This window comes from Vulcanisaeta sp. JCM 16161, from assembly GCF_001316285.1.
In genome coordinates this window covers 17,493-42,802 of record NZ_BBDO01000011.1, presented here as the reverse complement: position 1 = coordinate 42,802, position 25,310 = coordinate 17,493, and the positions used below count along the sequence as shown (strand labels likewise).

Here is a 25,310-nt window from a genome sequence, read left to right as displayed (position 1 = left end):
GACCACGTACCTATCGCCCCGCCTACTCAGCTCAACCTCATACCTCGCATCCCTCAACCTCTTCAAGACAGCCCTGGCATCCTCAAGTCTCTTACGCCAAGCCCTCAGTTCTACGTGGCCATCATTATACACAACGACGCTTATCCTTATCCCCGCAATCTCAACCATTGACCTGCCCAGGGGCTTGACCTCCATGCCGGTCAACTCAATTAATCGCCTTAACTTCTCGGCATCGGGCAATTGAGCCAAGTCCTCGATCAAAGCCTTAACTATCCCATCGCTGAACATTTCCCTAGCCAGCTTGACAGCTTTGGAAGTCCAAACTGCGTAGGCTACGGCACACCCATAATCGCTGTCCACCCCAAACCCAAGATCCTTCAACCTATCGATTATACAATCCCACAACCCGAGCTTTGAATGGCCCATTGTGAGCCTAACCGACTTCTCCTTAACGTCCACATCGCCATCGCCGAGCACTGCGTAAAGCGTGAATATTGGGAACTCCTCATCGCCGAGCCTGCTAGCATCCTCTGCAACATCGGCTTTGTCCTTGAACACATCTCTGTGGTCAATAGCCCTTAAATGCCACATGACGCCTATATCGCCATCATTGAGGCCCAAGCCATCTATGCGCATGTAGCTCTTCCTAGGCCAAGCAATCAGCCAGGCAATGACCTGCCAGAGCTGTGTAGTGCCCATCACTGGGTAACCACTATTAAATGTGCCGTCTGTCAATAGTAGCCCACACTGCATAGCCTGAGCCTATTGCCGCCGAGGAGCTTGGGTGTAACAACGCGAGCGCCCTCGAGACCAATAAGCGATATATTTACCGTTATGCTCCCCATCTTAGCGACCCTGGCAATTACAACCACCAGGTTCTCCGTGTATAAATGCGCCACGAAAGACTTGTCCTTATTGAACGGCTCACCGCTAATGATTAACCTTGCTCCTCCACTCCCTAGTTCGTTGATTAACTCCTCAAGCTCTGGCTTATACGTGCTTAGCCACCTCTCCCTTGCCCGCTTTAGTAGCCTCAGCATTTCCTTGCCAATGTCGAGCATTGCCCTCCTTAGGTTGGCTATACTCTCGTCATTGTTGCCCTCCTTGACCTTAGCCTCGATCATGCGTAGCCATTCATTGAGCGAGTTGATGGCATTGTCAAATGGAGCGTTTAAATCACTCAACAACGCGCTTCTGTGCTTTTCTACCCTCCTAATGAACTCATTGATTAGTTTCATAACCTCCTCAACAATCCTTGGATCGTTAACGGATTCACCGCACATTAGTCGTTTGGAGCCCTTGACCCTCACGCCCCAGCATATTTTTAGAGCCATGAAGACATCCATTGATTGGTTCCCAACGAGATTAATAAATCACTGCCGAGCCAGTGCTGAATAGGCCTAAGCAGGCAATTGAAGGGGTCGCACGCATTACGAATAAGCCAATAAACAACAAAACACCACAACACGGGCCTAGGGTGCACGCCAAGAAAGCACCACCCAACACACCCACACAACGACACAGCCACCAACCAACACTTAAAATCCGCCCATATTAAAAACACACCTTGAATATAATTCCCCAAACCTAGCTTACCTCAATAAGAATCAATGAGGAGGCCGAGGTATGTGAAAAACTGATTGCCACCGCAGGCTGAAGCGTTGAGAGGAGTCTGCGAGGTGCTGAGGAGAATGCCCGAGGAAGCAATCAGCGAGGGTAAGGTCGAGAGTGCTTAGAGGATAGCCAAGGCAATGACAAAACTAAACTGCCCCACCCAAAACCCACGGGCCTAAACAAAAACAAAACCCAACCATACCCCCACAAATAAAGCAAAAACTAACTCCATGACAATAAAGAACGTGGCGGGCCCGGTGGGATTTGAACCCACGACCTACGGCTCCGGAGAATGCATTAAACGGGAACCACACAATCGAGGTATCGGGAATGAGTACTACAATCAATGAGTAATTGAATTACAAGGCATTAATGTATTGCCGGCCAACCACGCTCGTTATAAGCCCACGGGAATGGCTAATTAAAACCCAGCCACTGGTGGGTTAATGACCACGGGCATTAGGGAGTTACTAGGCCGTCACCAACTCGTCGTGATGAGGCTCATCCGAAACGGCCACCAGTACCTCGGAGTCCCAATTGATGAGACTAGTACGAAAGTCCTGAATAGCCTCATTGGAGCCATGGTAAATGCAACGATAGCGGGCTCTGATGATGAGCCCTACGGACGCCAATCAGCTTCATTGCCAGGGTCTCCCAACTCCGCGGGAGGCCCGTGATATACATGCCGAGGAGGATTAGTGCACTACTCGAGGAGTACTGGCTGGGGAACAAGCCACTCAACGCCCTCATAACGCCCATCGACTGACGGCTCCCCGCCCTGAAGGGCGGGGGTTCTTCCCCTGGGGTGTCCCTCATCCTCGGGCGCCCCTCACTGGGGAGACATCAGTGCTCAGTCCCCGCCGTCAGCTCCGGGGAGGCTGGGGCTCATCCTCTGCTAGAGTCGCCCCAACCCAACTCTATAACCCTAATTGAGCAAAAGCTTTATAAAGCTTTTGCTCTTATTCTCCATATGATGGGTGTGGAGTTCATCTTTAGGAGTAAAATCTCGAGCCACGGGGGAGGTAGATACATAATTTACATACCTAAGGAAGTCAGGGAAAAAGCCAAGCAACTTTATGAACAAGATAAGGAGGTGATTGTCATTGTTGCGACAGAAGGTTGAGGAAGGGTTCAGGGTCTTAACGTTAGAAGCTGAAGTAGATGCCGACGTTATAGAATTCATTAAGAAATATCAAGCCCTAGCATCGCATCTATATTGGTCGAAAAGGCTTGGGATAGAACCTTCAGAGACAGTACTCAGTAAGATAGATAACGAAATTAAGAGTTATTGGAAGTGGCACGTTATCGATGAGGACGACCCAATGTACCTATTTAAGGGAATCGAAAAAAAACGCCTAGGCCCTATTCCACCATCATAAGACTCCCTCTAGTGGATGCGTTGCATGAGAGGAAGGGAGCTTTTATACATGATGGAAAGCTAGTGTTGAGACTTAACAAGAAGGTTGAGGTACCAATACCGAAAAGAGCCCTGGACTGGCTGAATAAACGCTTCGCCGAAAATCCGGATAAGAAGACAGTAAGAGTATTTGAAAGAGGTGGAAAGCTTGTGGCACAGATAATTCTACACAAAAAGAACGTTGTGGCTCTACCTAATAACCCCCTCTTGGTTGTGGTAGACTTAAACAGTTCTCATGGAATAGTTGTTCATTATTGGGACGGAGGATTGATTAAGACTGAGAAATATAAACCGCCTAATAGAAGCGCGGCATGGCATAACGTCAAGCATTTAATGAAGCTCAGAGATGTCCTATATAATCAAGGGTGCATAACGCAACAACAGATAAACAAGTACTCCGCCATTATTAGAGAAACACTAAGTGGGAGCATGAAAAGTTGGATTCAGCAGACGGTGGATAAAATAGTTAGGAGAGTAAGAAGAATAGCGAAAAGGCATGGAAAAGAGCCCCTGGTAATGATAGACGTGCCGGATGATGAAAGTTTAAGAGGTACCTCATTACAGAGGACATTACTATCTTTTGCGAAGTATTTTGAGAATATATTATCGTGGTACGGTATATATTTTGAGGAAGCCAGGCTTTACAGCACGGTGTGCCCACGCTGTGGAGAGAAGCTAGACTTAAAAATGAAAACAAGGAATCTTAGATTAATGACTTGCAAAAAGTGCGGGTTTGAAGAAGAGAGAGACAAAGTCCCCTTATATTGGGCATTAAATAAACTCCTCGCCTTAAAAGGCGAGGCTTTCTAACTTATGGGCTGAGGGGTGAGGCTCGCCGTTGGCGGGCCTCATTAGGTATTTGCCTGGTCCCGTGTTTGGCTATGTCGAACCGCCCAGAGCGCACCCTACTCATATTGCCTAATTAAGCCTAGTGGAATACTATTCTTGATGGGGAGGCTCGAGAGGGTCTTGGTCAATTGCGGAAGCGCAGTCGTGGAGCTCTATAAACTGCCAGGTAGGGACGTCTACATTGAGGTGGGTAGTGACGTGTATTACGAGGGCCCCCTCGAGGAGGTTAGGAGGATTGTCTGCGGCGAGCTAATTAGCAACCCACTGGGCCTCGGCCATGATGAGGAGGGCGAGGGTCCTCAGGGTCTCGAGGAGGTTCCTAATAACGCTAGGCAACGGCGTTAGGGAGGGCTCCCTGGTCAGGGTCACAATCCTACTGCTGGGGAGTAATGAGGTCGTTAAGTTCGTGGCCAGGGTGTTTAGGGATGGGAATTCCAGGGTTGTTCGCCTGCCCGCCTCCGTGAGGCGGGCCTACGGCGTTCAACCACTCGATGAGGTTGTGGTGCTCGGTGTTGAGGAGCTGAGTAGTGAGTCAACCTCAAGCAGTAGCCTAGCCACCGCCCAGCCCCTCTCCGTTAGTCGCAGTTGAACCTCCCTACCGCGCTGCTCCTCGGTGGCGAGGCCATACTTAGTGAGGACCTCCCTGGCCTTATCCCACGAGCCCTGCCAACCCTCGTCAGGCCAACCACGTCCATCCAACCACCGACACCGCCAATCAGCGCCAGGCCCATGAGTATCTTCAGCCCCGCTAGGCCAACCTCATTCCAAGTCTCGTTGCTTATCCTCCTCGCGGCCATACTGATTTAGTTACTATAGCTGGTTCAAAAACTGTTCTAGTCATTTTAAGGGAAAGAGTTAAATACTACTGACAGTTTCTGATACTATTAATGACACAATTACTGACAATTAACGAGAGGAGTAAGAGGTGCCTCGGGGACATAGACCTCGGCGAGTTCATATATAATGTTTACGGCTACCAATCTACCACATAAAGACCCCACAGCTGCGGAGGCAACTCACGCGGGTGTCCAAGTGGTGTGAGGAGTTGAAGGTTACCGACGTAATGAGGGCGGTGGAGACCAGGGGCCTCATAATCATGGCCGAGGGGAGTGATGGCTCGAACTCCTCCTGGGTCATAGCCGTGGACCCAAGGATTAAGGAGCAGGTCCTATTCCTAGCCGCCTGGTGTGGTTCCCTCAGGTTCGTGAGGCACGTCCTGAGGGACCCCTCGGAATTCGTGAGGAGGGTCATGTACTCAGACCTGCCCCAGCCCGTGAGGGAGGGCCTCCTGAGGGCCTACGGCACCGTGATGGAGGTCTACGGTAGGTGCCTCAGGGAGGGCGTGGATGCGGAGTCATGCATAAACAATGCAGCACTAACAATAATCTATCGCGACTGGGCATTCGCTCTCTCGAACTCCAAGGTCAGGCTCGTGAGGGAGCCTGCGAGGTGTTGAGGAATGCTGGCGGGGAGTGAGGCGCTACTCCACGCCCTACTGGCGGGCGTTAAGGATGAGGACGAGGCGAGGGAGGCCCTTGAGGACGCCGGCCTACTCGTTAATGGCACCGTGGCCTCCCGCGGTAATGTAATAATTACTAGAATTAATAATAAGGAATTACTCGCAAGGCTCGGCCCCGTGATTAGGGTCGAGGCTGGCGACGGCACTTACGTCCTGGCCTATAAAGACGTTGATTGCGGCTTGAAGGCCGTGGACACAGTCACTGGTGAAGTCCACGGGACCAGGCTCGCCCTCGCGAGCCAATTATGCCTCGCCAACTGCGGTGATAGGGAGGCTAGGCTCGGGGACTACGTCGTGAGGGCCAGGGCGGAGGCTGGGGATTTAGCTCATGTGTGCCTCTTCAACCCCACGACTGGGGAGTGGAGGGAGGGTACCGTCCACATTAACGAGGTTAATGACATCAAGGCAGTGCTCAACATTCCCGAGGGCCTCGCGGTGGAGTTAATGAGCCTCCTGAGGAGGCTCCTGAGCCCGTACAGGCAGGTCGCGTGCCTTCGATGGCTAGAGGGTGGTGATGAGGAGTACTGCACGGAATCCCTCACCGTGAGGGAGTTGGGGGACGTGGTCGAGCTGTGGCTGGAGAGGGAGAGGAAGAACGGCGTGGAGAGGGCCTTCCTGGCTAGGTTGCCCGCTGATATTAGGATTGTGCATGACGAGTTCCTCGGGCAGGAGTTCTACACCGCGTACGTTAATGGTAGGTTACTCGTGGTCGCCGGAGGCATTGACGAGTTCATCAACGCCCTCAGGAACAGGGGCTTCATAATCGAGAGGCTGGATAGGGAGGTCCAACTAGGCATTGAGGCCCTCGCCGAGAGGGTCAGGGGCTACCTACGCCCGGCATTACCGAGGAGGGTATTGTGGACCCCCACGGGGAGCTTGACCTGGCGGATTACGGGATTGACGGCCTCGTGAATGCCCACGAATGGATTATTAAATACTACGGTGGCAATGCGGTGAGGGCGTTGGCGAACGTTGGCCTCGCCATGGCGAAGGTCGTGAGCCCCATCGCCAGGAGGCGCGTTAGGACGTTCATTGACTACGTCGTGTGGAACTACGGGCGTGGTGGTGAGGGTAAGACCACGCTGGTGGAGTACGTACTAACCCCATTGCTGGGGATTAGCGGTGTTAATGAGTACGTCGTCGTAAAGGGCCCCGTGAAGAGGGACACCCAGTTCAGGAATTTGATCAGCCTGCATAGGTTGCCCCTCATCCTCGATGAGCAGGACCTGAGGAGCCTGAGGGAGAACGCGGGATGATAATAGCCACCGCGGTGGGCCTAGGCACGATTGGGGTCCACGCTAGTCGTTACGGCCTCGGGATTGGGGCTAAGTTCGTGAACTTTAGGGGCGTCCTCGTGAACACCAACGTGACCTTCAGCAGGTTCCTCAGGGAGCCCTGCCAGACACTAGTGACGCCGCCCTCGTGAGGAGGGTCCTAGTCATTAACTGGGTTCACGAGGCCGTAAGCCCAGGGGCCTTCAATGACCTACCACCGTGAAGCCAATCCTTGGGGCATTGAATAACGTATTTAGGAGGTACAGGGATGAGTTGATTGGTTCGAGGGACTTGATTGAGCTCTCCAGGAAGCTCATTATCGCCCTCGGCCGTGAGTACGCACGAACTGATAAGGAGAAAGCCGTGATTGAGGACTACGTTAAGGCACTGGAGGAGGTGGCTAGGGAGTACGAGTTGGAGAGGCCGAGGCTATTCATGACCGATGCCGAGGAGTTCAGGAACGCGGCCTATGAATTCGCGAGGAAACTGGGCATCCAGGTCAGGTCCTGGATGGACGTCGTGGATGCCCTCATAAACAACCCATCATCGGGCATCGAGCTTCATAGGGCGAAGTACTCTGACGAGGTCACGGCAATACAGGAGAGGGTTCTTAAACTCCTCGGCGTTGGGCCTAACGAGGACTTCACCACAAGCCCGAAGGTGCCCAATTCAGTGGCTAGGGCACTCCAGGAGGGTAGGGTTAAGGTGTATATTGCGCCCTACGCCCTGGGCGTGGTTCCCGGCGGTTGGAGGCAGTGGATGGGTAGGGCTGGAATGCCCTACAGGGGGGTTAGGTACTACGTCCTTGACCTAGACGAGTTCATAGGGATATTCCACCAACCACCCGAGGAGGAGGAGGGGCAGGGCGGTAAGACCCAGTGAGCGCATTCTACTGCGCCCACCGAAGCACCGGGCCTGCAGTTCACGGCTAACCCGCGGTGAGCCTCACAGATGAATTTCGAGGACGCGACGACGCTCTACCATAGTAGAACCCAGTAGCCAGTAGAACGCCGTGACCCAACCCAGCCACATTCTACTAACTACTGGTTCTACTGCCCCTCCCCCTATGAATCAGCCCTAGGGTGCGTGGGCAAGCCACGTGGGGTTCACATGCAGGCTCTGGAACCGGGTGAGTGGGTGCGCAGTAGAATTAGAGGCCATGGCAGTGACCAGGCCTTTGAAGGATAGGCATGAATAATGAGGCTGCGATGCACTTCCCAGGCGTTGCGAGGCCCCACCATACCGGGGTTTAATCGGCGTCACCCTCGTGAGGTTGGGAGAAGTAATCGTAATGCGTAAAATGCTCGAGCAGGGCCGGCTAACCAAAGCCCAGTCAATTACTGGGTGGGTCGTTAATGCCGTGCGCGGCATTAAGGGTCTCAACTTCAGGAGGCCTTTTTGGTCATTAAGTACGTAATGAGGTACCCGAGGATTAGGCGGGTGTGAGTGGCGTGCCAATAATAATTAATGGAGATGGAGGTTGGTAGGAATAGGCTCATAACCTGGCAATTACTCGGCCTTATACCACACTACCTCAAGTCCAAGGACCAAGCCCGTTAGAGCCGGGACTTACATGAAAGTTTCCCCGCACTATGCATTAACTATAGTAAAACTCAGACTTATTAGTCTCCAGTGGTTCCTTACCCTATGCCCACTGAATCCACCGAGTTGAGGAGGAAGAGTGAGAGTGCGTTGGTTAGGGTCGGCCCCAATGAGTATGCTGGGGATGCGTATACTGGTGTTGTTGTGGTTCTTAAGGGGTTAAGTGATGCGTTAAATAGTCGTAATGTGAAGGCCGTTAAGCAGTACCTAGAGGTGATTAATTCGTGGCAGAACGGTAATGAGCAGGAGAGACTAGCCTATGAGTACTTCCTACATAAGTACGGGAAGCTTTATAGAAAGGCGGAGAAGTTCGTTGAGGATATCGCGGGGCTTGGAGCCAGCGTGTGAGCCATGTCAAGGTCGGGTCAATGCGTGGTGCCAATAGTCGAGCGCGCACAAAGGTTTGTGAGAATACTAAACATACATGAGGTGGTTGAGGAGGTAACCCTAACGTTCAGGTTGCCTCAGTATTGCGTGAATGGTATTGACGTGGCGTGCTTCGAAAGGTACATTGAAATTGATAATGATAGGGTCGGCACGTACCTCGCACAGCCAAATGGTGACTACGCCTCATTGAGGGGGTTTATGGGCCGAGGAATGAGGCGCTGATTATCCTGGGACCTGAGGACTTGCGTGAGTACGGCATGACCGGCGAATCCGACAAATACATATGCGTTAAGTTGGGTGAGAGGTTACAGCCCAATGGTGTTTACACAATCACGTTTAAACTACGCAAGCCCAACCCACTCATACGCATGGAGGGTGAGGGCGTGAAGCTGATCAAGGTATTTAGGCCCTACTTCGACGCAGTGATTAGGCTAATATTGTAGCCATTAACAGTAGTACCATTGGGATTACGGGGCAGAGGCATTACGTGCAGTACTTACTTGATAATGAGAGTATGGAATTTACAGGACTTAGCGGGAGAAGGGAGGCGGAGGGGTCATCACACTTCATCATTAATCACGAGAAGGATAGGGTATCCGTTTATGAAATCCGGGGCTCATACATTACGACGCTGTATTACGCGGTTACCCTAAGCCCATTCTATAAAATACTTACGCAGCTTATGTCCATATCGGCGATCGGCATCATGGCCCTCTCAATCGCGTTATTAACAGGCCTAATACCGGACGTGATCGCGGTGCTCGCGACAACCCTCTCCGTGATGCTACTCAGTGGGTATATCGTAATACCCAAGGAATCACTAATACACTATAGGTGGCTCCAGGGGACGATCATGGCATCAATACTAATGTTGGTGATCTCCGGGGTAACCCTCGTAATACTTGAGAGCGTGAAGCTAAACGTATTATGGATAAAGGCTGCGGCGGCAATACTAATACCAATACTCGCAATTACTTTATCACACTACCTAGTACGTAATGCGTAGGGTTAAAGACCAAAGGAGGATTGAGGCCGCGGTTATTAACGCCGGCGTTACCCTGGGGCTAGGCATCAACCGGTCAATTGGCACTAATTAGTGGGTGGTCCACACCGTAGGTGTGGGTGTTGGTGTTAAGTACCTAGTGCCTGGGGATGGTTTCCTGGTCATTACGAATAACGTCGCCGAAATCCACGGGGCAGGTGACGTCATTAATGCCGTGATTGAACGTCTCAACTGCCCCTATGGCTTACTCAGTGACTCGGAGACAGTAGTCAATGAGCTTGTGGACGCCATAAACGCCGGTGGGATGGTCATAGTCCATCGCCTCAAGAAGCCGGCCATAGACCCACTCAAGCTGGGCTTGAGCCATAGGGATTATGAGGCTCACTACACGAGGCCAGTCCTCGTGTGGTCGCCAGGGAGGGCGGGGAGCCCATTAGGTTGGCAAGTTATTGAGGGGCCTCCTGGGCTATAGGAAGCACGCCTGCCAGGCATCGGCACTAATTATCAACCAAGTCCTGGAGAGACTCGGGAATCACAATATTATAGTCCAGTGAGGCGTATGAAGCCTGGCGAACTCCTCGACATAATGATTAAGAATGAGTCCCACGCCCTAGTCATTGGTAGGCCCGGGGCCGGTAAAACGAGCCTCGTAAGGATAGCCCTAGCCCAGAATAGGGTGCCGGCTTTAGTCTTTGATTACGTTGGTAATTACAGGGGCTTTGTGGATTACTACGGGGTCTACCCCATAAACCCCTTCGAGTTCATCACTCCCCAGGACTTCATTGACGCTTTAGCCAAAGTCATACTAGTGCCTACGGCTACTCCAACGCCATGAGCCCGGCAATGGAGGAGGTACTACTAACGGCGTTTGATGAGTCCGCAGTGCCTGGGGATGAGGAGGAGGGTGAGGCCACCTATAGCATACCCCACGCCCTACAGTGGCTGTTTAACGAGGGCCCGGGCTACTTCAGGAACGCCGATGAATTGGCGGCGCTTAGGGGTGCTAGGCGCAGGCTCAATGAGCTGGCGAATAATGTACTCTTCGCCCGAAGGACGCACCCAATCCTTAGGGCTTGGCTTGATGGCCAATTAAACGCCAGGTTGGGGTTAGGCTTAGGGGCTTCAGCCTCAAGCAAGTCCTACTCTACGTGACCACGTTATTGACTATAATGGCTAGGCGCGAGGTTGAGGCGAGTGGCTGGCGCTTTGTGGTTGTTGATGAGGCCCAGTACTTCGCTGGCGTCGAGGGCATCAGCCCGCTTGAGGAGGCCGTGAGGCTAGCCCGTAATTACGGCTACCTATTCATCGCCATCACGCAAAACGAGAAGGCCATTCCTGAGAGGCTCCTTGATGTCTTCAAGGCTGTCGTGAATTTTAGGAAGTCCTCAACGCCCAGGAGGGCGTTGGTTGAGGTCTTCGTTACCGAGCCCGGGTTGGCTAGGCTTGCTAGGGTTACTAGGGCTGATGAGGAGCCAGTCCTGAGGGACTGGGTGGAGGTCGATGTTAATGCCCTCAACAGCCTCAGGAGGAGTGGCGTTGATTGGTTTGAGTGCCTCAGGAGGGCTGGGCTTAATGACTCGATTAGGAAGCGTTATATTTACTACAAGGCCAGGGTTGGGGGTAGGTGGGTTGATAGGATTAGGGACTTGGGTGATTACCCAGAGCTCTGGGACTGCCTCGCGGGTAAGGCTGTCCTTGCCAAGGCCTAATTAGGCATGTCCACGGCTTGGGAACGTGGACATTAACCTAGCCAAGAAGGTGGTGATTGGCGTACTCCTAATAGGGGCAATAGCTACAGGCCACTGGCCCCAATCCTGGCAATAGCCCTAGCCCTAATCCCAGACTGGGTTGTTTGGCTCTTGAGCCTAATTTACGGGGACTCCCTAGCCCCGAGGGTTTCAGCCACTGGTGGCTTTAGGAGGGCGGTAAGGCGATTTGACGGCATGTGGCTCGAGTTCTACAGGTTCGAGCCCCTCGAGGACATTTCGACAGCCGGCGCCAAGGCAATCGACGTACTAACCGAGCTCTTGAATAGGCTCAACCTAGCCAATATTGAGCTGGGCTTCTTCAAGCTAAGCCTCGCCGGGCAAACCCTCAAGGTCTTGAGGGTTGGTTATAGGGATAGGGGTGAATTCGAGCTATCAAGCCCCTACTAACCCAGTACTTCAGGCTTGAGGAGTTGCCACAAAACATCATCAACCAACTAATTGGCATTATAGAGCCCGTGCCAATGTACTGGCTCGGGCTTGGTGCCCTACTATTCCTACTCACTGGAGCCCCACTAGCCTATAATTGGTACTACGGCTTGGCAGTCCTCATGGGCTTCGTAATAGGCTACCTAAGGGGAAGCCGTTTATTAGTGATTAATAGGTCGCCAGTCAAGTTCCGAGCCAGCATAGCCTCTAGTGACTTGTTATACTCCACCTTCACTAATAATGACGCCTATACCTACGCCATGAGCGTAGCCCAACTCCCCGCCTGGGGCATTGTCGTTAGGGAGGACCCAATCCTGAGGGGCGCCATAGAGAGGGCTTACGCTCGAGTCGTGAGAAGGCAGTGACTAGGGTTAAGGGCCGTTATGAGGTGAGGAGTGAGAGGCTTTGGAATGCTGTCCAACGCTTGAATAGTGGCGAGCGCACATACCGCATCGGGGTTTGGCTTGATGCTGATGGTAATCCAATCCCAAACACGAGGATTAGTAATGCCAGGAACTGGCTCTGGGCGCCCTGGCTACCGGCCCTCACTAGGGATGTTACCGTAATGCCCATCTTCCACGGTGCCCAGGTCACGAGCGGGCTCGGTAGGGCGGTTGTTGAGGTCGGCTTGATAGGTATAATAACCCAGTCTACCTCGATTTTGATGCCCTATCCTCGAGCCACGGGATTATTGTCGGCCCCACTGGCATGGGTAAGACGAAGACCACGATGAGCCTAGTGGCTAGGCTCCTCGGGGCTGGCGTTAAGTTCCTAGTCCTCGACCCCGAGGACGAGTACTGTAGTGCCTTAGCCTCGTTGGGCTTCCACTGCCTCTACGCTGGGGACGCCTACATTGACTTCCTCATGCCGGCTCACGAGGAGGCCGTGGTGAAGGCTAGTGACGTGGCTGAGCCTTTAGGCACGGCTTTGGGGTTGAGGATGAGGCGATTTATAGGCTCTATAATATGCCGTACCGGGGGCTTACTGAGGCGATTGATTGGTTACTAGCCAATAGCCAGTACTCCAGGTACTGGCGCATTGTGAGGGGCTTACTACCGAGGCAAATAATTGGCTTGGATGACCTACTCAATTATAATGTGGTTATTAAATTCACTGATAGGGCTAGCGGGCGTACTCTAAGGCAGGATGATAGGTATGTTGCCTTCATAATGGAGCTACTCATTACAGAGCCTTCAGGCATTCCTAGCCAGGAAATCACCAAGCGAGTTGGTGACTAATGTTATTATTGCCGATGAGGCTTACCTCGTCCTCGGCTCCAGGGCCATTTGGCAATTAATTAGGGCTGGTAGGAAGAGGGGCCTCGCCCTCTGGTTCGCCACCCAAAGCGTTAGGGATGCGCCACCCAGCATGCTCCAGAACATTGGCTTTGCCCTAGTATTGGCCGGGCCTGATGCCTATATTGAGGAGGTGAAGCCGTATTTTGGGCTTAGCCAGAGTGATGTGGAGTGGTTGAGGAAGTCATTAACGCCTAGGGTGCTTGGTGGTTACTCGATGGGCGTATTATACGTCCCGCCAACGCCTAGGCACGTGTTCGTCAGGCTTGAGGATGGGGTTTTGCGGACGGGCTAATTAAGTGCTTGGCTTTTAGGTCACGTATGATCGCACTGGGGGTGTTGCTACAGGGTGGGTTAATAAGTGGTCAGCCACCGGCGTGGCTACAGCAGTTGATTGGGCCGAATACGTGGCTTGGCGACGTCATCAACGGCCTAGTCTACGCCTACGCCCTGGCCTTCTGGGCATTCCTATTCCTACTCCTGGTCCCGTTGATTAGGTACTTCCTGGGGGCCACGCCGGGCATGAGGTCCAGGGCCCTTGAGGAATTCATTGATAGGGTTACGGAAAACATAAAGGCCGTACTCGGGATCTTCATAGCCCTCGTGATCATAGTCTTCGTGATTTGGGGCATGGCAAACTACGCAGGGGTTAGCACTGGCTACCCAAGCCAGGCCGCGCTACTACTCGCAATAATTAGGGACCTACTGCTCCAGCCCATCTTCAACATGGCCCACGCAATATTCGGGTGATGGGCATGCCGAGGAGGGGCATTAGGGTCGTGGGCCTCCCCTACGAGGCTGTGGTGTACATTAACAACCAAGTCCTGATACCGGCGAGCCTAAGCCGTGCCCTGGGCATTAACCACTATAGGCACGCCATCATAACCATTGAGTACAGGGGATTCCCAATAACCTTCAGGGCTAGGCTCCTAAGGCCTAGGCACACGGACAGTAGGCAATTCACAATACCTAGGCATGTTAGGGAGGGGTTCGGCATTAAGCCCCTCGATACAGTCAGGGTAGTACGCATCGAGCCCGTAAACGGCGAGGAGACCCCCAAATAACCCACTCATTGTCATGGCATCCTCAACGACAGGGCCATTGGGCTTGGGGGACCCGACTAAGCGTTGGTGTGGTTTCGAAGCGTGACGCGTGGCAGGGGCATCACGGGTCAGCCCCTGCCCGCGACCTCGCAATAACCGGGGCCTGCGGGTTAATAAGCTCGCCCTTAATCCACGCCCGTGCGGGCTAATTAAGGCCTACCAACCACGACATGCGGACCCACATGGCGGGCAACCCACGCGTGGCAGGGGTCTTCAGTAGGGGCTACGTAAAGATTGTGGTGCCCAGTAGGGGGTTGGTGATTGAGGTGTTTAGGGGTAGGAAGTACGCCCAGGAAATTCGCCTTCGCGGCGCCGGAGCTAGGCTATACACGGAGGCCCAGGTCATAGCCTACACGCCCGAGGTCCCCACCGGCCTTTTAATTGATGGCAGGAGGGCAAGCCGTATAAGGGCTTGGGTTGAGGCGGTGCTCGAGCCATACGCGGATAGGGGTGGTTGGACGGTATTTGATGAGGAGTTGCTTGAGCCAATAATAGGCGAGATTGATGAAGTGCTCAAGGAGTTCCTAAACCTCAGCCAGTGACCAGCCCCGGGAGGCTGGGGCCAGCGGGGCCCATTGGGCCCCTACAAATCCTCAACCCTGACTATCAACCCACCGCGCCCATCCCTGGTAATCACCATCCTCGCGCCGTTAAGGACCCTAATCGGCTTCTCGGGCAACTCATCAACCCACTCAATGACGTAGCCCTCAAAGCCCCTGAGGTACTCCCTTGGTACGGCTCTAGTCAGTACTAGGCAACCATCCTCGTAACCAGCGAGTACCGCCCTTCCATGCCTCTCCTCAATATTGTAGAGCTCGCCTGGCTCCACAACCCACTCCCCAGTGGGTAGTTGTACCTCGACGGTGTCGTCACCCGGATTCCTCACCACGTCATCGAGGCACACCCTGGTCTTGACCAGGCCGTACCTACCAGCCCGGCATCGCCGGGGCCCTCCCTACTAATGACTTTACTGGACACGGGGCATGCAATGCGCAGGAGTATTAAAAGGCAATGCTCAACCCCCACACACCACTAATTAGGTGGTTTGGCCCCCTCACCTCATGCCCACCGGGGGCGTGAGACTAGCCTATAGGTGGTTGTTCAGGAGACTTCCTGGCCAGTACGAGGCTGGCTTGGCTGTGCTAACCGGCCTAATACATGGCGAGCCAGTCCTTTTGATAGGGCCGCCCGGCACGGGTAAGACCTTGCTAGTGACTAGCCTGGCGAGGATGGTCAGTGCCAAGCGTACATCGCCCAGCTTCATAGGTACATGACTGACGTGGAGATATTCGGCCCCTACAACATTAGGGCCTTGCAGGATGGGCGCTTGGTCAGGAATTGGTCGCCAATAATCACTGCCGATATTATCTACCTCGACGAGGTCTTCAACGCCCCACCATTCCTACTCAACGCCCTCAACTCAATGCTTAATGAGCGCGTCATATTCGACCCATTCACTGGCGAGGTAATGCCCGTCAGGCATTTGCCATTTACGGCGCTAGCAACTACATACCACAGTCGCAGGAGTTGATTGCCTTTGCCGATAGGTTCCCAATAAAGGTCAGTGTTGATTACGTCTCGCCAGAGTTCTACGAGGACGCCTACAACGTTAGTAATGATTCCCAGGAGCCACCCAGTGGCTTGATTGCGAGGGAGGAGATTGATGAATTGAGGCAATTGGCTAGGGAGTACATGGCTAGTGAGGAGTTTAGGAGTGAGTACTTGACTATTGCCAAGGGGCTTTCGGGGCTTAGGGAGTTTGGGGCTAGGGTTTCGGATAGGACACTCTTCGCTAAATTACCCAGGGTAATAGCCTCACTAATGGCGCTCCTAGAGTGCCCGCCAAGCCAAAGGGGTTGTACCACATACACTGCATTCCTCACAATGCCCTGGGTCATTGGTAATGTACAAATGCCAGAGGAGTATAGGGCTAGCCCTGAGGACTCGGCCAGGGAGAGCCTCAGGATGGCTAGGAATGACTTCCTGGCGTTGGTCTCAGCAATTAGGACGTTTATGCGTTATGAGGCTAAGGTGCTCGCAATGGAGGCAATTGACCTAGCTGGCTTCGAGAATACTATTAATGATATTGAGGAGGTTCTAAGGTACCAACGCTGGTACTCATTCCTAGTGGACACGCTGGAGTGGCGTATGAGTTGGCTCTCGAAAAGGGCTGAGGAGAACTCCGCCAAGCTCGCTAGTTCAGGAGTTGGTGGCGTAATGCCCCGCCTGAGGCGGGGCTATTCCTCACTAACGTCCTCATCCCCAATCCCCACCTCCTCAGACTCCCTCTGCCTCGGGGCCGTCGCCGCCTTTGCCGAGGAGTCCCTACCCCTCTTGGAACCGATCACCGCGCCCATGCTCGAGATTATAGCCTGCGCATTCACCTGTAGGTATGTACCGAGCGTCAGCGCCTCCTCGGGTGGTAATGCCATCGTCACCGACTTATCGCTATCGCTCATCGTCAGGTAGACCCTGCCCTCCCTCCTATTCACCCTCAACTCCTTCCCCAGGTGGTTAATCACCAAGCCCCTACCACCACGGTCGCCGCGGTCCATACGGCCTTTACGGCCTTCAGGCCCTAATTAGGATGCGCCAAAGCCGCCCATGGGCCGAGGATGAGGCTTCCAAACCTACCGCCTTTGAAGGCGGTCTTCTCCATAGCCAGGGATGAATTACTGCCCAAGCACCTTGGCGACGTCGTGTCTAGGCTCGAACTGCGTGACGGCTACGCCCTAATTAGGAGTGATGGTGGTGATTGCCTCCTCGGCCCGTCAATGGTTAATGACGCGTGCCAGTGGCCTCAGCCTGAGGTGTAGGTTGCGCGGGGCCATTGTTGGCAGGTGAGGGTCGTGAATGGCTCGGTCACGGGTAGGGGCCTTGATGATATTAGGGACATCGCCATGGGCTTAGCCATCCATGAAGCCTACATAAACGCCGTCACAGCCAACAACCCGGGTTGGGCAATACAGGTGGGTGTGAGTTATCAAACAATCATCACGCATAACGGGGCTGAACTAATCATTGGCTTCAGCCCGGACATACTGCTTGGGCGTGATGGTGAGTGGCACCTTGTTGAGGTAAAGTCAAGCCACCCACACCCAACCCATGAGTTGCAACTAGCCTCTACTACTGGTTATTGAGGGATTACTATAATATTGCCAAGGCTGGCTCGTGACCTACGACGCATTATACCCTATAATGGCAAAGACCTACAGCCCCTGGCCAGGCAGGGACTTGACTACCTATATGCCGTCAAGCAAGTCCTTGATTCATGGAATGGTGAAAAGCCCAGCCTTGTCATCAAGGCCAAGTGCCCATGCCGTTTTGCCCCAGCGTGCCCAATCTGGCGGGGCTTAATGGCTTATGCCTAGCCCCGCCTTGGGCGGGGCTTGATTCTATCCCTTAGGCTTGCGAATCTACTAAGCCAAGCCCTATAGGCCAGTTCACGTTCACTCGGGCTCGTGGGTACTATATACGCCTCGCCAGGGGCGTGGTGAACCTCGCCAATGTCGATTACGACCAACTTACCATCAATTACAGCGTAAACAATGGCGTACTCCCTACCATTGGCCTCAATAACCTTAATCGGCATGCCCCATTGCTGGCATTGGGGCTAATTAGCTAATTAGGGCCTTAACGGGCATGCTAATCATGCCCAGTGGTGGTAGTGAGGAGAAGGGCTCGATTGAGAGGTTCGGCTACATCAAGTGGGTGGTGCCACCACCATACGACGTCCTGCAATCAATGATTGAGTACTTCAGGGATCGCTACAGGGATGGCAATAGCATGTGGCCCAGACTATTCATGACGGCTGACGCGTACGGCATCCACGACCTGAGCATCGAGGTCATGAGGTTTAGGACACAGCCAGAGCTCGTGTGGCACTTGGTAATGGAGGAGTATAGGAGGAGTAGGGAGTTAAGGGTCATTAGGGCGTACACCACAGGTAGCCAGAGCCTAAGCTTCTACGCTGGCACCTGGTTCCTAAGGCTAGTCCTTAGGAACTTCAGGGAATTGGCGAAGAGTGAGGAGTGGGCGGACTTGGCTAAAATGGGGCTTGAGAACATGAAGCAGTTCGGCGGTAAGCCCGTACTGGCGCCAAGTCATTATTAATGGCCCCAGCCAATGCCCTTGATAATACTCAAAAAGCCACAATACAATTACTAGTACAGGCCATTGCCAAGCAGGTCCTCAATGCCGTGGAGACTAGGGCAGAGTTTGATAACGCCCTCAATCAATTGAGCTAGGTACCCAAACGCCCAGCTTCAACCAAGCCACTCCAGGGGGCTTGAGGAGTCAAGCATCCTATTCACTAGCCCCGAGGAGCTTAGGCGCATGGCTAGGATACTGTCTAATGTGGCTAGGCTAGTTGATGAGTTTGTCGAGAGGCTCAGTGAGGGCCATATTAAGGGCATTGGCTACCCAAGCGCCTATGGCTTAGCCAGAGGATTAGTGACTTCACTGTGAAGGACTTGATGCTTCCAGAGCCAGTTAGGACTTTACGCCTAGCCACTATTCATTACGGCCTCGAGCGTGTTAGTGGCCGTAAATTCAACGTGATTATTGACCGCTCGGGCTCAATGGGTGAGCCTATGCCGGGCACGGGCATGGAGAAGGTCAGCGTGGCCACTGCCCTAGCCATCAGCTAATCCTTAGGTATGGTGATGTCCACGCCTACGCCTTCGATGTTGATGTCCATGACCTGGGTAGTGGTTCAATTACCATTGAGGCGTTATTGAGGCTTACTGCCGATGGTGGCACGTCAATCGTTAAGGCCCTTGAATTGGCTAGTAAGCTCGATGGTGAGTCGATAATAATTACTGACGCCATTGACCCTGATGTTAGTATGGATTTGGTTAGTAGGGCCTTCGAGAGGACTAGGCTGATAATCCTAGAGCCGGCTGATTATTATGACTGGGTCAAGCCCTATATCGAGGCTGGTAAAGCCATTATTGCCAAGTCCCCGGGTGATGTCCTCGGGTTCCTGAGCCCCGGCATTGCCGGGGCCTAGTCACCATCGCTCAGTAACTCGGTCATGAACCTGATGAACTCGCTCAATTCCAGCCTCCTCGCCATGACCGCGAGCTCCGAGTCCCTGGGCACCAGTACATGACTCTCCCACCACGCCTCCCAACCCTGGTTATTAGGCCCATGTCAGCGAGCCTCACAAGCAGTGAGTTAACGCGCCTTGTGCTACCCGCCCCACACACGCCCATGAACCTCACCACCCTGCCAGGCCAGAGCCAGGTGCTTGCCCTCGAGCCGTGGAGCAAACCATAGAGGGCCTGCGCAAGGCACTCAACAGACACGTGGTTAAGCCCAGCACAAACCTAATTAGTGATTCCGTTAATTATTAATATGAGTTATTAATGCCGAAACTCAGGGCGGTCAATGGGCGTCCTGAGGGTGATCGGCCTGGTGTTCCTCGGACTATTCCTACTCACCCTAGCCCTAGTCATTGGGGCAGGCATAATACTCCTACTAACCCACACGCACCAAACCCAAGCCACTAATCAAACAAGCCCACAACCACCAAAGCCACAACCAACCCAGGGCTTGATGAGGGTAACAAACCAGGCAGCCGGCATTGCCTACATTGGGCCAAACACGACTGCCTCGCGGGCTACTACTGCGTGAACACGGCAATACCAAACACCTACTCAATACAACTCAACGCCAAGTTGAGCAACGGCTACTGGATACAGGACGTATACTCGACAAAGGCGTATGAGGTGAATGGGGTTGGGGAGCCAGGCTTCATTGAAGCCACTTGGTCACCACCTGTATGCACTACTATGAGTAATGGTGTAATATCATGCCAATCAAACCCAGTATCCCTCTATAGTGTTGTTGTTTATGGAGCCACCTGCGGGTGGCTCATCATAAGGATAGCCAATGGCATCGCCTACTTCGGCTACAGCCTTGACGGCCTCAACGTCCATTGGTACTACCAGTACCCAGTGGGTAATGCTACAATAATTGGTAGTGACACAACCCTAGTGGTTGGTGGTTATGGCAATTGGGAGGGCGTGAACTTCACCAATGCAAACATCATACTAGCCCTCTACTACTGGAATGGCTCGGCCTGGCTACCAGCCCGAGCTTTGGTGTTGGCGGTGGTACTGGTGAGTGGGTCAGCAATGCCTGGGTTTATTGGGACGATGGTAGGGCAGTCGTCTCCTGGCCAGAGCCAGTTAATGAAACGCCCCTTGCCCCATCGCCAGGCTTTACTCCCTAGGCAATGCCTCATTATGATGAGCGGGGTGGGGCTAGGCCCGATGGGCTAACCTCTCGGTGCTGAACAGTGATGACAGGGTATGCAGGCCAAGGGGGCCAGCCCACCCCGCCATACTCCCTCTACAGGACTACTTTAAATGCCTTTTGCCGGCCAACCAAGCACTTGACGTGAGGATAAAGGAGGGAAAAGGAGTTTTTGATTTTGAGGGCCCCTGGCTAGCCCAGGGGCTTTACGGCCAACCGAGGCTTATTGGCTGTGGCGTTGGGTAGATGTTGAAGGGCCCACTAAATAGTGGCTACCCCAGCCATTATAAGTGGTACTATAGGTCGGGCTAATATTGTAGCTCTGCCCCGGGCTCACTTGCAGTGACTCCCAACTGCCACTCGTGCCCAGCCACTGGGCGTACTGGCCAACGAGCTTGCCCGCTGACGCCAGGTCATAACCAATGCTGGCCAATCCATTACCAAACCACTGGAGGAAGCCACCAAGGGCTTGGCCAATTGGGTTGTTAGTACTCTCCAGCCAAGTACCGGCACTGGACAAGCCACTGCCGATGTAGCCCAGGGCATCGCCAATGGCGTCCTCAACCGAGGCCCCAGTGAAGAGTAGTGCCTTCTGGGCAGTAGTCCAGAGGTTGAGGCTAGTACTATACACTGGGTAGTAAACAGTAGCATTTGACCCTGGTTGCGGTGTATTGCCTCCACCACCATTGTAGCTTATGAATTGAGTGTTAATGGTGGGTGGTGTGCCTGTTGGTGTTGTGGTGGTTGTTTGGGTGATGTACTGGGTGTAGGTATTAACCTGCTGGCTGTAGGTCGTGAAGGTGCTTGTACTTGCCGTTGTATAGCTTGAGCTTGAGGTGCCTGTGCTCCAGCCCGTGATAACGGGTTTGTAGGCTACAATGACTTGTAAACCAAAGCCCGTGTAGTTGAATACTGCCGTTATTGCCGGTATGTATGTGTAGTGGCCCCATTGGTTAGGGCTGTTACTACTCTTTATTGTGAAGCCACTGGTTGGTATTAGGAGGCTTGGGTTCACGCCACAAAGCCCATTCTGGCACATGCCCTGTGGCGTTTGCCAGGTCATTAGGTACTGGGTGATGTAGCTTATGACTGGGTAGTAGTACCTAGTGATTATAGTGTACGTGTGGTACACTATTTCCTGCGTCCTCGTTATAGTCCTCGTGATTACATACGTATTCACCGGCGCATTAACACTGGTCGTGTAGGCGCCAGTGCTTGGCCTATAAGCAGTGCCATGCCCAGCAAAGCCACTTGGGTTCTGCTGGTAAACTATTGTCAAGCCACTTGTTGGCGTGGTGTAGGAGTCGTGCCGAAAACCACGTGTGGTACACCGCCCCAGCGCCAGTAGAGCATTGCCAAGCCAGGCTTGGCTATTACGGCTAGTACCAGCGTTAGTACTATCCCAACTAGCCCCATTGTCCTTATTGGCTTCATATGTGGTCAATTCCCCAGTCACGGTACCGCCTAATTAGCCCTTATTGTGGAATAGAATAGAAAAACACGGAGGTTTTAACCTTTGAACCTGGGCATTATGGTATTACATTGGGCACATTACGAACGGGCTTGGTTGGCATAGCCAAATTGGCGGGCCACCGCTGATTGGTACACCAACAATCATTGGCACCAACTCGTGTGGTGCTGGCTTCGGCATTATTGGCCTCCCACCTATTGGCAGTAGTACTACCAGTGTTATTGCCAGTACTAAGCCATTACCAGCAGTCCTATTGCGCGCTCCCCAAGCTTCATGCTCGGTCGTCGATTAGGGTTGAACGGACTTAATTAGCCAGTGGGTTGGAATAACCTCGGCACTGACTCGGTGAGGCTTAGGAGCCATGATAATGGCCTAATTACGGTGTTGAGGCCTGCGCCGGCCATGGCGATTACCAGGAGCACCACACCCAGCGCCAGCGCTCCCCTCCACTCCCTGAGTACCACCAGGAGTGCGAGGGCGGCCATGACCGAGTCTATGAGGGCGTAGGTCACGTGCCTCGCCAGGCCAAGCCAACTGTGGCTTGTGAACACGGCCAGGGCCAGGAGCACGCCTAACGTAGTGACCCAAGCGACAAGCCAAATTGGGTGCCTAGTACCCCTTCGTTGATGGGCCCGTACACTCATCGCCAGGCCTCGCCAACGGCACTAAATTAGTGATGCGCAGGTAATGGACTGGCCCATGGCGCGGTAGGTAGACAAGCCCAGGCCCTGGTTAGGTTATGGCCTCCAGTAGCCTGAAGGCGCCGGCGTCAATGAGCCTGGCGAGGTAGAGGCTATGGCGAAGGTGATTGCGTAGGAGAGGGCTAGCCACAGGTCCCAGGTGAAGGCGTGGAAGGCGCTGACTGGGCTCATGCCCATCGCATTCCCAAGCCCCTGGAGCCTACGGCGCCTAGGTCACGGAGTAGGCACTGCCCAACCTCACCCCAAACCGTTGGGTTTACGAGGTCGGGAACACTACGGAGGTACTGGAGTGGGTCGCAGAGGCCCGCCCCCTGGCAGTAGGGTATTACCTGGACGTAGGGTAACTCCGCGTTGAGTATGCCGTACATTACGGGGAGCATTACCGTGAGGACCAGGTAGTAGGCTGTGAATGTGGCCCCCAAGCCCCTGGTTGAGCGTGGGATCAATAGGCTTGTGGTTATTATCCAGATGCCGTACCTGTTCATGTACGTCCAGAACACGGTCAATACGTAGAGTATTGACAGGTCGATCACGAAGCCCTCATAGGCATCCCACTGGAGGCTCGTCATCGTACTGAGGTAGCTAGCCAGCGCCGAGAAGATGCCGAGCCTAAGCCCAGCAACCTCGACACTGCCAATGGCCCTCATCGCCGTGACGACGGCGTACCAGAGGCCCAGGACATGCCCGTGCACTCCATGTAGCCCTCGATGGTGCCTAGGCTCGGTTGTAGGGCCTGAAGCCCAAGCCCCTGGGCGATGACCCGGCTCATGACGGGCGCCCCCTGGTAGGCGCCCAGGACGCCGATCACCGCGACCCAAGCCAATACGTAGGACCAAACCCACTCCCAAACCTCCTGCCTGAACCTAGGCCCCGAGTATTGGTACCTAATGCCGAGGTAGAGCACCTCCGCGCCTGCGATTGAGGCGATGATGTAGAGCCAATCCGCGGACACGGTCATCGACGGGCTTGGCAACACGCCCTAATTAGGGATGCGTGGGCTCGGGCCAGCCGGCATGGGCCAACCCCCAACCCCTGAGTGGGGGCTGTTGGCGATGGCCGTTGGTCTTACCGCACTTGCCATGCTGACCACCCGCAGGTTCAGCCTGGGCGGTTTGCAGGCCTGATCGCAATAGGCATTGTGATAGGCATCACCGCACCACTCATGCCGGGGAACCCACCACCGCCACCCACGGGTGGGTACGAGTCAATATCCCTGGCGGTAACGAGCACGAGCCTCACACTCGAAATAATTAATGGGGTTGCCACTGGCATGGGCTGGGCAGGCACCAACGCCATTGGGGCACTCGCGGATTTACTGCTCAAAATTAACAATGCCCTCTGGCTCGTACTAGCCATTTACCAGGTGGCCTACGTGATGTATCAGTACTACCCAGTCCTCATCATGGCCAGCCTCCTCATTAGCCTCAGGGATGGGGACGCGGCCTACCTAATAGCCTACATTGGGATAGCCTCGGGGCTGTTGGTGGGCGTTGCACAGCCAATAATCGCCTCGCTCCACGTAGTCACCACCGCCTACCCCCTCAACATGCCCAGCATATACTCAATAGCCCTATTCACCGCCGACAGGCCGGGCGTCCTAGTGACCACTCAGTGGGGCTTTGGATTCACACCCACGATAGTAGTCCTTGAACAGCCAGTGCGTAATGCGACCACCTACTGGCTCTGGCTCAGGCTCAATAATACAGTTAGTAATTACACCACACCACTCATGCCGGTAATACTCCCCACCGGAGCCCTTGACCTCGTCCACGTTGAGGTCTACACAATCACCACAAGCCCCGCCCTAAGCCCAATAACGTGCCCCAACGGCGTTTGTGGTGCCTACTACGGCGTCCAAGCCGTGAACCTCGGTAATGGGACTGCCGTCGCCCTCATTACCGAGCCAACCACAATATGGCTCTGGGGCAGTGGCTTCAGTACTAACACGAGCCTCCTTAGGGTTGGGAATGAGTCAGTAACCGCCTGCAACGCCACGGTAAAGCCGAGTAATTGGCTTGAGCCCGTTAACATCACGGGCTTTACCAATACGATACAGCCCCTAGCACAGTTCATGAGTGGCCTGGGCATTAATTACAGCCTACCAAGCCCCACCCCAGTGGGTTATAGGGAGTTGGTGATCAACGTCACGCCAGGGAGTATTACCATTAATGGTACTAGGCGTAATATAGCATGTCTAGTGAGGCTCTACGGCGTGTTGAATAATGCCTGGAGCCCAGCCACGCCGATTGGCTACTCAGCTACTGGCTCAGCGTCGTAAATCTCGTGAGGGCGATTAACGGCTTCAGGGACCTCGGGGACTACGTACAGAGGTTCCTCGCGACCATATTCATAATCGCCGGCGCCGGGATTGGCGGCCTGTTTACGGTGGATAGCTCATCACGTACATTAGGAGGCTCCTCGGGCAATGAGCCTAATCGCAGTTATTACTCCTGGGGGCGGGCCCGGCATTGATTAGTCAGTAGGTAGGCCCCGCCAACGGCGGGGTTTACGGCAAAACCCTGATGTTGAACGCCCTCAACTCCCTCAGTAGCCTGATCGCCTCGCTGGCGTTCCCGAACTCCGTGATTACCTCAATGACGCCATTGCTGAGGGTTATCA

General features: G+C 53.9%; 52 protein-coding genes and 1 pseudogene. 41 read left to right on the top strand and 12 right to left on the bottom strand.

Translation table 11 applies throughout. From position 1 onward, the window contains the following. Together JCM16161_RS12820 and JCM16161_RS12815 are read right to left on the bottom strand one after the other, a co-directional pair. Nucleotides 1-753: pseudogene (locus JCM16161_RS12820) on the bottom strand (hypothetical protein); the annotation flags it as partial. Further along, entirely contained in the window at nt 732-1,334 is a 603-nt protein-coding gene (locus tag JCM16161_RS12815) for a hypothetical protein (RefSeq protein ID WP_243671675.1), read from the bottom strand. The pseudogene JCM16161_RS12820 and the gene JCM16161_RS12815, both read right to left, overlap by 22 nt. 726 nt (nt 1,335-2,060) lie before the next feature. On the opposite strand from JCM16161_RS12815, the gene JCM16161_RS12810 reads away from it, so the two are divergent. From JCM16161_RS12810 to JCM16161_RS12785, 6 genes are all read left to right on the top strand, one after another. Continuing rightward, nucleotides 2,061-2,291 carry a hypothetical protein gene (locus tag JCM16161_RS12810; protein WP_054856123.1) on the top strand — a complete coding sequence of 77 codons (231 nt, stop codon included), beginning with the start codon at nt 2,061-2,063 and terminating at the stop codon, nt 2,289-2,291. Between the two features lie 293 nt (nt 2,292-2,584). After that, on the top strand, nt 2,585-2,737 hold the full coding sequence (locus tag JCM16161_RS19055) for a hypothetical protein (RefSeq protein WP_243671674.1): 153 nt from the start codon (nt 2,585-2,587) through the stop codon (nt 2,735-2,737). Continuing rightward, the gene (locus JCM16161_RS12800) at nt 2,718-2,993 is read left to right on the top strand and encodes a hypothetical protein (RefSeq protein ID WP_243671673.1); all 276 of its coding nucleotides are present in this window, start codon (nt 2,718-2,720) and stop codon (nt 2,991-2,993) included. The genes JCM16161_RS19055 and JCM16161_RS12800 overlap by 20 nt, the downstream gene beginning before the upstream one ends. A 20-nt stretch (nt 2,994-3,013) precedes the next feature. Next, nucleotides 3,014-3,841 (top strand): transposase, encoded by an 828-nt coding sequence (locus JCM16161_RS12795; RefSeq protein WP_243671672.1) that lies wholly within the window; start codon nt 3,014-3,016, stop codon nt 3,839-3,841. 138 nt (nt 3,842-3,979) lie between these two features. Further along, nucleotides 3,980-4,225: a hypothetical protein gene (locus JCM16161_RS12790; RefSeq protein WP_054856119.1), complete on the top strand. Its 246-nt coding sequence runs from the start codon at nt 3,980-3,982 to the stop codon at nt 4,223-4,225. After that, nucleotides 4,158-4,469 (top strand): hypothetical protein, encoded by a 312-nt coding sequence (locus JCM16161_RS12785; protein ID WP_243671671.1) that lies wholly within the window; start codon nt 4,158-4,160, stop codon nt 4,467-4,469. Before JCM16161_RS12790 ends, JCM16161_RS12785 begins: the two co-directional genes overlap by 68 nt. Here the strand turns inward: JCM16161_RS12785 and JCM16161_RS12780 are convergent. After that, a complete protein-coding gene (locus JCM16161_RS12780) occupies nt 4,456-4,677 on the bottom strand; it encodes a hypothetical protein (RefSeq protein WP_054856117.1) in 222 nt (73 codons plus the stop codon). The genes JCM16161_RS12785 and JCM16161_RS12780 overlap by 14 nt on opposite strands. Nucleotides 4,678-4,925: 248 nt before the next feature. Here JCM16161_RS12780 and JCM16161_RS12775 point away from each other — a divergent pair, with 248 nt between their 5' ends. The 22 genes from JCM16161_RS12775 to JCM16161_RS12675 all read left to right on the top strand — a co-directional run bounded on the left by JCM16161_RS12775 (nt 4,926) and on the right by JCM16161_RS12675 (nt 14,800). After that, nucleotides 4,926-5,336, top strand: a complete 411-nt coding sequence (locus JCM16161_RS12775; protein ID WP_243671670.1) for a hypothetical protein — start codon at nt 4,926-4,928, stop codon at nt 5,334-5,336. Between the two features lie 3 nt (nt 5,337-5,339). After that, a complete protein-coding gene (locus JCM16161_RS12770; RefSeq protein ID WP_054856115.1) occupies nt 5,340-6,311 on the top strand; it encodes a hypothetical protein in 972 nt (323 codons plus the stop codon). Next, nucleotides 6,257-6,655, top strand: coding sequence for a hypothetical protein (locus JCM16161_RS12765; protein ID WP_243671669.1), 399 nt, complete (start codon nt 6,257-6,259; stop codon nt 6,653-6,655). The genes JCM16161_RS12770 and JCM16161_RS12765 overlap by 55 nt, the downstream gene beginning before the upstream one ends. Beyond that, entirely contained in the window at nt 6,652-6,825 is a 174-nt protein-coding gene (locus JCM16161_RS19050; RefSeq protein ID WP_243671668.1) for a hypothetical protein, read from the top strand. The genes JCM16161_RS12765 and JCM16161_RS19050 overlap by 4 nt, the downstream gene beginning before the upstream one ends. Nucleotides 6,826-6,892: 67 nt before the next feature. Beyond that, nucleotides 6,893-7,555 (top strand): hypothetical protein, encoded by a 663-nt coding sequence (locus JCM16161_RS12760; RefSeq protein WP_054856113.1) that lies wholly within the window; start codon nt 6,893-6,895, stop codon nt 7,553-7,555. A 765-nt stretch (nt 7,556-8,320) separates the two neighbouring features. Next, nucleotides 8,321-8,623 carry a hypothetical protein gene (locus JCM16161_RS12755; RefSeq protein ID WP_243671667.1) on the top strand — a complete coding sequence of 101 codons (303 nt, stop codon included), beginning with the start codon at nt 8,321-8,323 and terminating at the stop codon, nt 8,621-8,623. Nucleotides 8,624-8,626: 3 nt separating this feature from the next. Then, entirely contained in the window at nt 8,627-8,884 is a 258-nt protein-coding gene (locus JCM16161_RS12750) for a hypothetical protein (protein WP_054856111.1), read from the top strand. 20 nt (nt 8,885-8,904) lie between these two features. Beyond that, on the top strand, nt 8,905-9,105 hold the full coding sequence (locus JCM16161_RS12745; protein ID WP_054856110.1) for a hypothetical protein: 201 nt from the start codon (nt 8,905-8,907) through the stop codon (nt 9,103-9,105). Nucleotides 9,106-9,149: 44 nt separating this feature from the next. Further along, nucleotides 9,150-9,668, top strand: coding sequence for a hypothetical protein (locus JCM16161_RS12740; RefSeq protein WP_054856109.1), 519 nt, complete (start codon nt 9,150-9,152; stop codon nt 9,666-9,668). Between the two features lie 112 nt (nt 9,669-9,780). After that, nucleotides 9,781-10,137: a hypothetical protein gene (locus JCM16161_RS12735; protein WP_054856108.1), complete on the top strand. Its 357-nt coding sequence runs from the start codon at nt 9,781-9,783 to the stop codon at nt 10,135-10,137. Between the two features lie 87 nt (nt 10,138-10,224). Further along, entirely contained in the window at nt 10,225-10,500 is a 276-nt protein-coding gene (locus tag JCM16161_RS12730; RefSeq protein ID WP_054856107.1) for a hypothetical protein, read from the top strand. Beyond that, complete coding sequence (locus tag JCM16161_RS12725; protein WP_054856106.1) at nt 10,497-10,817, top strand: hypothetical protein; 321 nt, start codon at nt 10,497-10,499, stop codon at nt 10,815-10,817. The genes JCM16161_RS12730 and JCM16161_RS12725 overlap by 4 nt, the downstream gene beginning before the upstream one ends. Beyond that, complete coding sequence (locus JCM16161_RS12720; RefSeq protein WP_054856105.1) at nt 10,814-11,374, top strand: hypothetical protein; 561 nt, start codon at nt 10,814-10,816, stop codon at nt 11,372-11,374. Before JCM16161_RS12725 ends, JCM16161_RS12720 begins: the two co-directional genes overlap by 4 nt. Nucleotides 11,375-11,524: 150 nt before the next feature. Continuing rightward, nucleotides 11,525-11,821, top strand: a complete 297-nt coding sequence (locus tag JCM16161_RS12715; RefSeq protein WP_054856104.1) for a hypothetical protein — start codon at nt 11,525-11,527, stop codon at nt 11,819-11,821. Nucleotides 11,822-11,844: 23 nt separating this feature from the next. Beyond that, complete coding sequence (locus tag JCM16161_RS12710; RefSeq protein WP_054856103.1) at nt 11,845-12,225, top strand: hypothetical protein; 381 nt, start codon at nt 11,845-11,847, stop codon at nt 12,223-12,225. Further along, the gene (locus tag JCM16161_RS12705) at nt 12,222-12,593 is read left to right on the top strand and encodes a hypothetical protein (protein ID WP_054856102.1); all 372 of its coding nucleotides are present in this window, start codon (nt 12,222-12,224) and stop codon (nt 12,591-12,593) included. Before JCM16161_RS12710 ends, JCM16161_RS12705 begins: the two co-directional genes overlap by 4 nt. Further along, nucleotides 12,551-12,868, top strand: a complete 318-nt coding sequence (locus tag JCM16161_RS12700; RefSeq protein ID WP_243671676.1) for an ATP-binding protein — start codon at nt 12,551-12,553, stop codon at nt 12,866-12,868. The genes JCM16161_RS12705 and JCM16161_RS12700 overlap by 43 nt, the downstream gene beginning before the upstream one ends. After that, entirely contained in the window at nt 12,826-13,098 is a 273-nt protein-coding gene (locus JCM16161_RS12695; RefSeq protein WP_243671666.1) for a hypothetical protein, read from the top strand. Before JCM16161_RS12700 ends, JCM16161_RS12695 begins: the two co-directional genes overlap by 43 nt. Beyond that, nucleotides 13,091-13,450: a hypothetical protein gene (locus tag JCM16161_RS12690; RefSeq protein WP_054856099.1), complete on the top strand. Its 360-nt coding sequence runs from the start codon at nt 13,091-13,093 to the stop codon at nt 13,448-13,450. The genes JCM16161_RS12695 and JCM16161_RS12690 overlap by 8 nt, the downstream gene beginning before the upstream one ends. A 26-nt stretch (nt 13,451-13,476) precedes the next feature. Next, a complete protein-coding gene (locus JCM16161_RS12685) occupies nt 13,477-13,905 on the top strand; it encodes a hypothetical protein (RefSeq protein ID WP_054856098.1) in 429 nt (142 codons plus the stop codon). Nucleotides 13,906-13,910: 5 nt separating this feature from the next. Next, nucleotides 13,911-14,219 carry an AbrB/MazE/SpoVT family DNA-binding domain-containing protein gene (locus JCM16161_RS12680; RefSeq protein ID WP_243671665.1) on the top strand — a complete coding sequence of 103 codons (309 nt, stop codon included), beginning with the start codon at nt 13,911-13,913 and terminating at the stop codon, nt 14,217-14,219. 221 nt (nt 14,220-14,440) lie between these two features. Then, nucleotides 14,441-14,800: a hypothetical protein gene (locus JCM16161_RS12675; RefSeq protein WP_054856096.1), complete on the top strand. Its 360-nt coding sequence runs from the start codon at nt 14,441-14,443 to the stop codon at nt 14,798-14,800. 41 nt (nt 14,801-14,841) lie between these two features. Here the strand turns inward: JCM16161_RS12675 and JCM16161_RS12670 are convergent, their stop codons facing one another. After that, a complete protein-coding gene (locus JCM16161_RS12670; protein WP_243671664.1) occupies nt 14,842-15,147 on the bottom strand; it encodes a hypothetical protein in 306 nt (101 codons plus the stop codon). 172 nt (nt 15,148-15,319) lie between these two features. Between JCM16161_RS12670 and JCM16161_RS12665 the strand changes: the two genes are divergently transcribed. From JCM16161_RS12665 to JCM16161_RS19045, 6 genes are all read left to right on the top strand, one after another. After that, nucleotides 15,320-15,532: an AAA family ATPase gene (locus JCM16161_RS12665; RefSeq protein WP_054856094.1), complete on the top strand. Its 213-nt coding sequence runs from the start codon at nt 15,320-15,322 to the stop codon at nt 15,530-15,532. Then, the gene (locus JCM16161_RS12660) at nt 15,529-15,789 is read left to right on the top strand and encodes an AAA family ATPase (RefSeq protein WP_054856093.1); all 261 of its coding nucleotides are present in this window, start codon (nt 15,529-15,531) and stop codon (nt 15,787-15,789) included. Before JCM16161_RS12665 ends, JCM16161_RS12660 begins: the two co-directional genes overlap by 4 nt. Continuing rightward, a complete protein-coding gene (locus JCM16161_RS12655; RefSeq protein ID WP_054856092.1) occupies nt 15,786-16,727 on the top strand; it encodes a hypothetical protein in 942 nt (313 codons plus the stop codon). The genes JCM16161_RS12660 and JCM16161_RS12655 overlap by 4 nt, the downstream gene beginning before the upstream one ends. 146 nt (nt 16,728-16,873) lie before the next feature. Further along, complete coding sequence (locus JCM16161_RS12650) at nt 16,874-17,074, top strand: hypothetical protein (protein ID WP_054856091.1); 201 nt, start codon at nt 16,874-16,876, stop codon at nt 17,072-17,074. Between the two features lie 24 nt (nt 17,075-17,098). Beyond that, nucleotides 17,099-17,398, top strand: a complete 300-nt coding sequence (locus tag JCM16161_RS12645) for a hypothetical protein (protein ID WP_054856090.1) — start codon at nt 17,099-17,101, stop codon at nt 17,396-17,398. A gap of 15 nt (nt 17,399-17,413) precedes the next feature. After that, on the top strand, nt 17,414-17,629 hold the full coding sequence (locus tag JCM16161_RS19045; protein ID WP_243671663.1) for a hypothetical protein: 216 nt from the start codon (nt 17,414-17,416) through the stop codon (nt 17,627-17,629). Here the strand turns inward: JCM16161_RS19045 and JCM16161_RS12640 are convergent. Continuing rightward, nucleotides 17,626-17,850, bottom strand: a complete 225-nt coding sequence (locus JCM16161_RS12640) for a hypothetical protein (protein ID WP_054856089.1) — start codon at nt 17,848-17,850, stop codon at nt 17,626-17,628. The two genes, JCM16161_RS19045 and JCM16161_RS12640, sit on opposite strands and share 4 nt — an antisense overlap. 59 nt (nt 17,851-17,909) lie before the next feature. Here JCM16161_RS12640 and JCM16161_RS12635 point away from each other — a divergent pair, with 59 nt between their 5' ends. The 3 genes from JCM16161_RS12635 to JCM16161_RS12625 all read left to right on the top strand — a co-directional run bounded on the left by JCM16161_RS12635 (nt 17,910) and on the right by JCM16161_RS12625 (nt 19,269). Beyond that, nucleotides 17,910-18,371 (top strand): hypothetical protein, encoded by a 462-nt coding sequence (locus JCM16161_RS12635; protein ID WP_243671662.1) that lies wholly within the window; start codon nt 17,910-17,912, stop codon nt 18,369-18,371. A gap of 350 nt (nt 18,372-18,721) precedes the next feature. Next, nucleotides 18,722-18,907, top strand: coding sequence for a hypothetical protein (locus JCM16161_RS12630; RefSeq protein WP_054856087.1), 186 nt, complete (start codon nt 18,722-18,724; stop codon nt 18,905-18,907). Between the two features lie 86 nt (nt 18,908-18,993). After that, nucleotides 18,994-19,269, top strand: coding sequence for a hypothetical protein (locus JCM16161_RS12625; protein ID WP_054856086.1), 276 nt, complete (start codon nt 18,994-18,996; stop codon nt 19,267-19,269). Between the two features lie 43 nt (nt 19,270-19,312). On the opposite strand, the gene JCM16161_RS12620 is transcribed toward JCM16161_RS12625, so the two are convergent. Next, a complete protein-coding gene (locus tag JCM16161_RS12620; protein WP_054856085.1) occupies nt 19,313-19,567 on the bottom strand; it encodes a hypothetical protein in 255 nt (84 codons plus the stop codon). An 82-nt stretch (nt 19,568-19,649) separates the two neighbouring features. Here JCM16161_RS12620 and JCM16161_RS12615 point away from each other — a divergent pair, with 82 nt between their 5' ends. Next, nucleotides 19,650-19,895 carry a hypothetical protein gene (locus JCM16161_RS12615; protein WP_054856084.1) on the top strand — a complete coding sequence of 82 codons (246 nt, stop codon included), beginning with the start codon at nt 19,650-19,652 and terminating at the stop codon, nt 19,893-19,895. Beyond that, on the top strand, nt 19,892-20,545 hold the full coding sequence (locus JCM16161_RS12610; RefSeq protein WP_054856083.1) for a thermopsin family protease: 654 nt from the start codon (nt 19,892-19,894) through the stop codon (nt 20,543-20,545). The genes JCM16161_RS12615 and JCM16161_RS12610 overlap by 4 nt, the downstream gene beginning before the upstream one ends. A 197-nt stretch (nt 20,546-20,742) precedes the next feature. Here the strand turns inward: JCM16161_RS12610 and JCM16161_RS12605 are convergent, their stop codons facing one another. The 6 genes from JCM16161_RS12605 to JCM16161_RS12590 all read right to left on the bottom strand — a co-directional run bounded on the left by JCM16161_RS12605 (nt 20,743) and on the right by JCM16161_RS12590 (nt 23,649). Further along, nucleotides 20,743-21,798 carry a hypothetical protein gene (locus tag JCM16161_RS12605; protein ID WP_054856082.1) on the bottom strand — a complete coding sequence of 352 codons (1,056 nt, stop codon included), beginning with the start codon at nt 21,796-21,798 and terminating at the stop codon, nt 20,743-20,745. Beyond that, nucleotides 21,795-21,953 (bottom strand): hypothetical protein, encoded by a 159-nt coding sequence (locus JCM16161_RS19040; protein ID WP_243671661.1) that lies wholly within the window; start codon nt 21,951-21,953, stop codon nt 21,795-21,797. Before JCM16161_RS19040 ends, JCM16161_RS12605 begins: the two co-directional genes overlap by 4 nt. 345 nt (nt 21,954-22,298) lie before the next feature. Next, nucleotides 22,299-22,634, bottom strand: coding sequence for a hypothetical protein (locus JCM16161_RS12600; RefSeq protein WP_054856081.1), 336 nt, complete (start codon nt 22,632-22,634; stop codon nt 22,299-22,301). Nucleotides 22,635-22,727: 93 nt separating this feature from the next. Further along, nucleotides 22,728-22,868, bottom strand: coding sequence for a hypothetical protein (locus JCM16161_RS19035; RefSeq protein ID WP_243671660.1), 141 nt, complete (start codon nt 22,866-22,868; stop codon nt 22,728-22,730). Beyond that, complete coding sequence (locus JCM16161_RS12595) at nt 22,859-23,383, bottom strand: hypothetical protein (protein ID WP_243671659.1); 525 nt, start codon at nt 23,381-23,383, stop codon at nt 22,859-22,861. The genes JCM16161_RS19035 and JCM16161_RS12595 overlap by 10 nt, the downstream gene beginning before the upstream one ends. Further along, nucleotides 23,335-23,649, bottom strand: coding sequence for a hypothetical protein (locus JCM16161_RS12590; RefSeq protein WP_054856079.1), 315 nt, complete (start codon nt 23,647-23,649; stop codon nt 23,335-23,337). Before JCM16161_RS12590 ends, JCM16161_RS12595 begins: the two co-directional genes overlap by 49 nt. Before the next feature lie 78 nt (nt 23,650-23,727). Here JCM16161_RS12590 and JCM16161_RS12585 point away from each other — a divergent pair, with 78 nt between their 5' ends. Both JCM16161_RS12585 and JCM16161_RS12580 read left to right on the top strand, forming a co-directional pair. Continuing rightward, nucleotides 23,728-24,969: a hypothetical protein gene (locus tag JCM16161_RS12585; RefSeq protein WP_243671658.1), complete on the top strand. Its 1,242-nt coding sequence runs from the start codon at nt 23,728-23,730 to the stop codon at nt 24,967-24,969. A 5-nt stretch (nt 24,970-24,974) separates the two neighbouring features. Further along, nucleotides 24,975-25,163 (top strand): hypothetical protein, encoded by a 189-nt coding sequence (locus JCM16161_RS12580; protein WP_054856077.1) that lies wholly within the window; start codon nt 24,975-24,977, stop codon nt 25,161-25,163. The last annotated feature ends 147 nt before the right edge of the window (nt 25,164-25,310 follow it).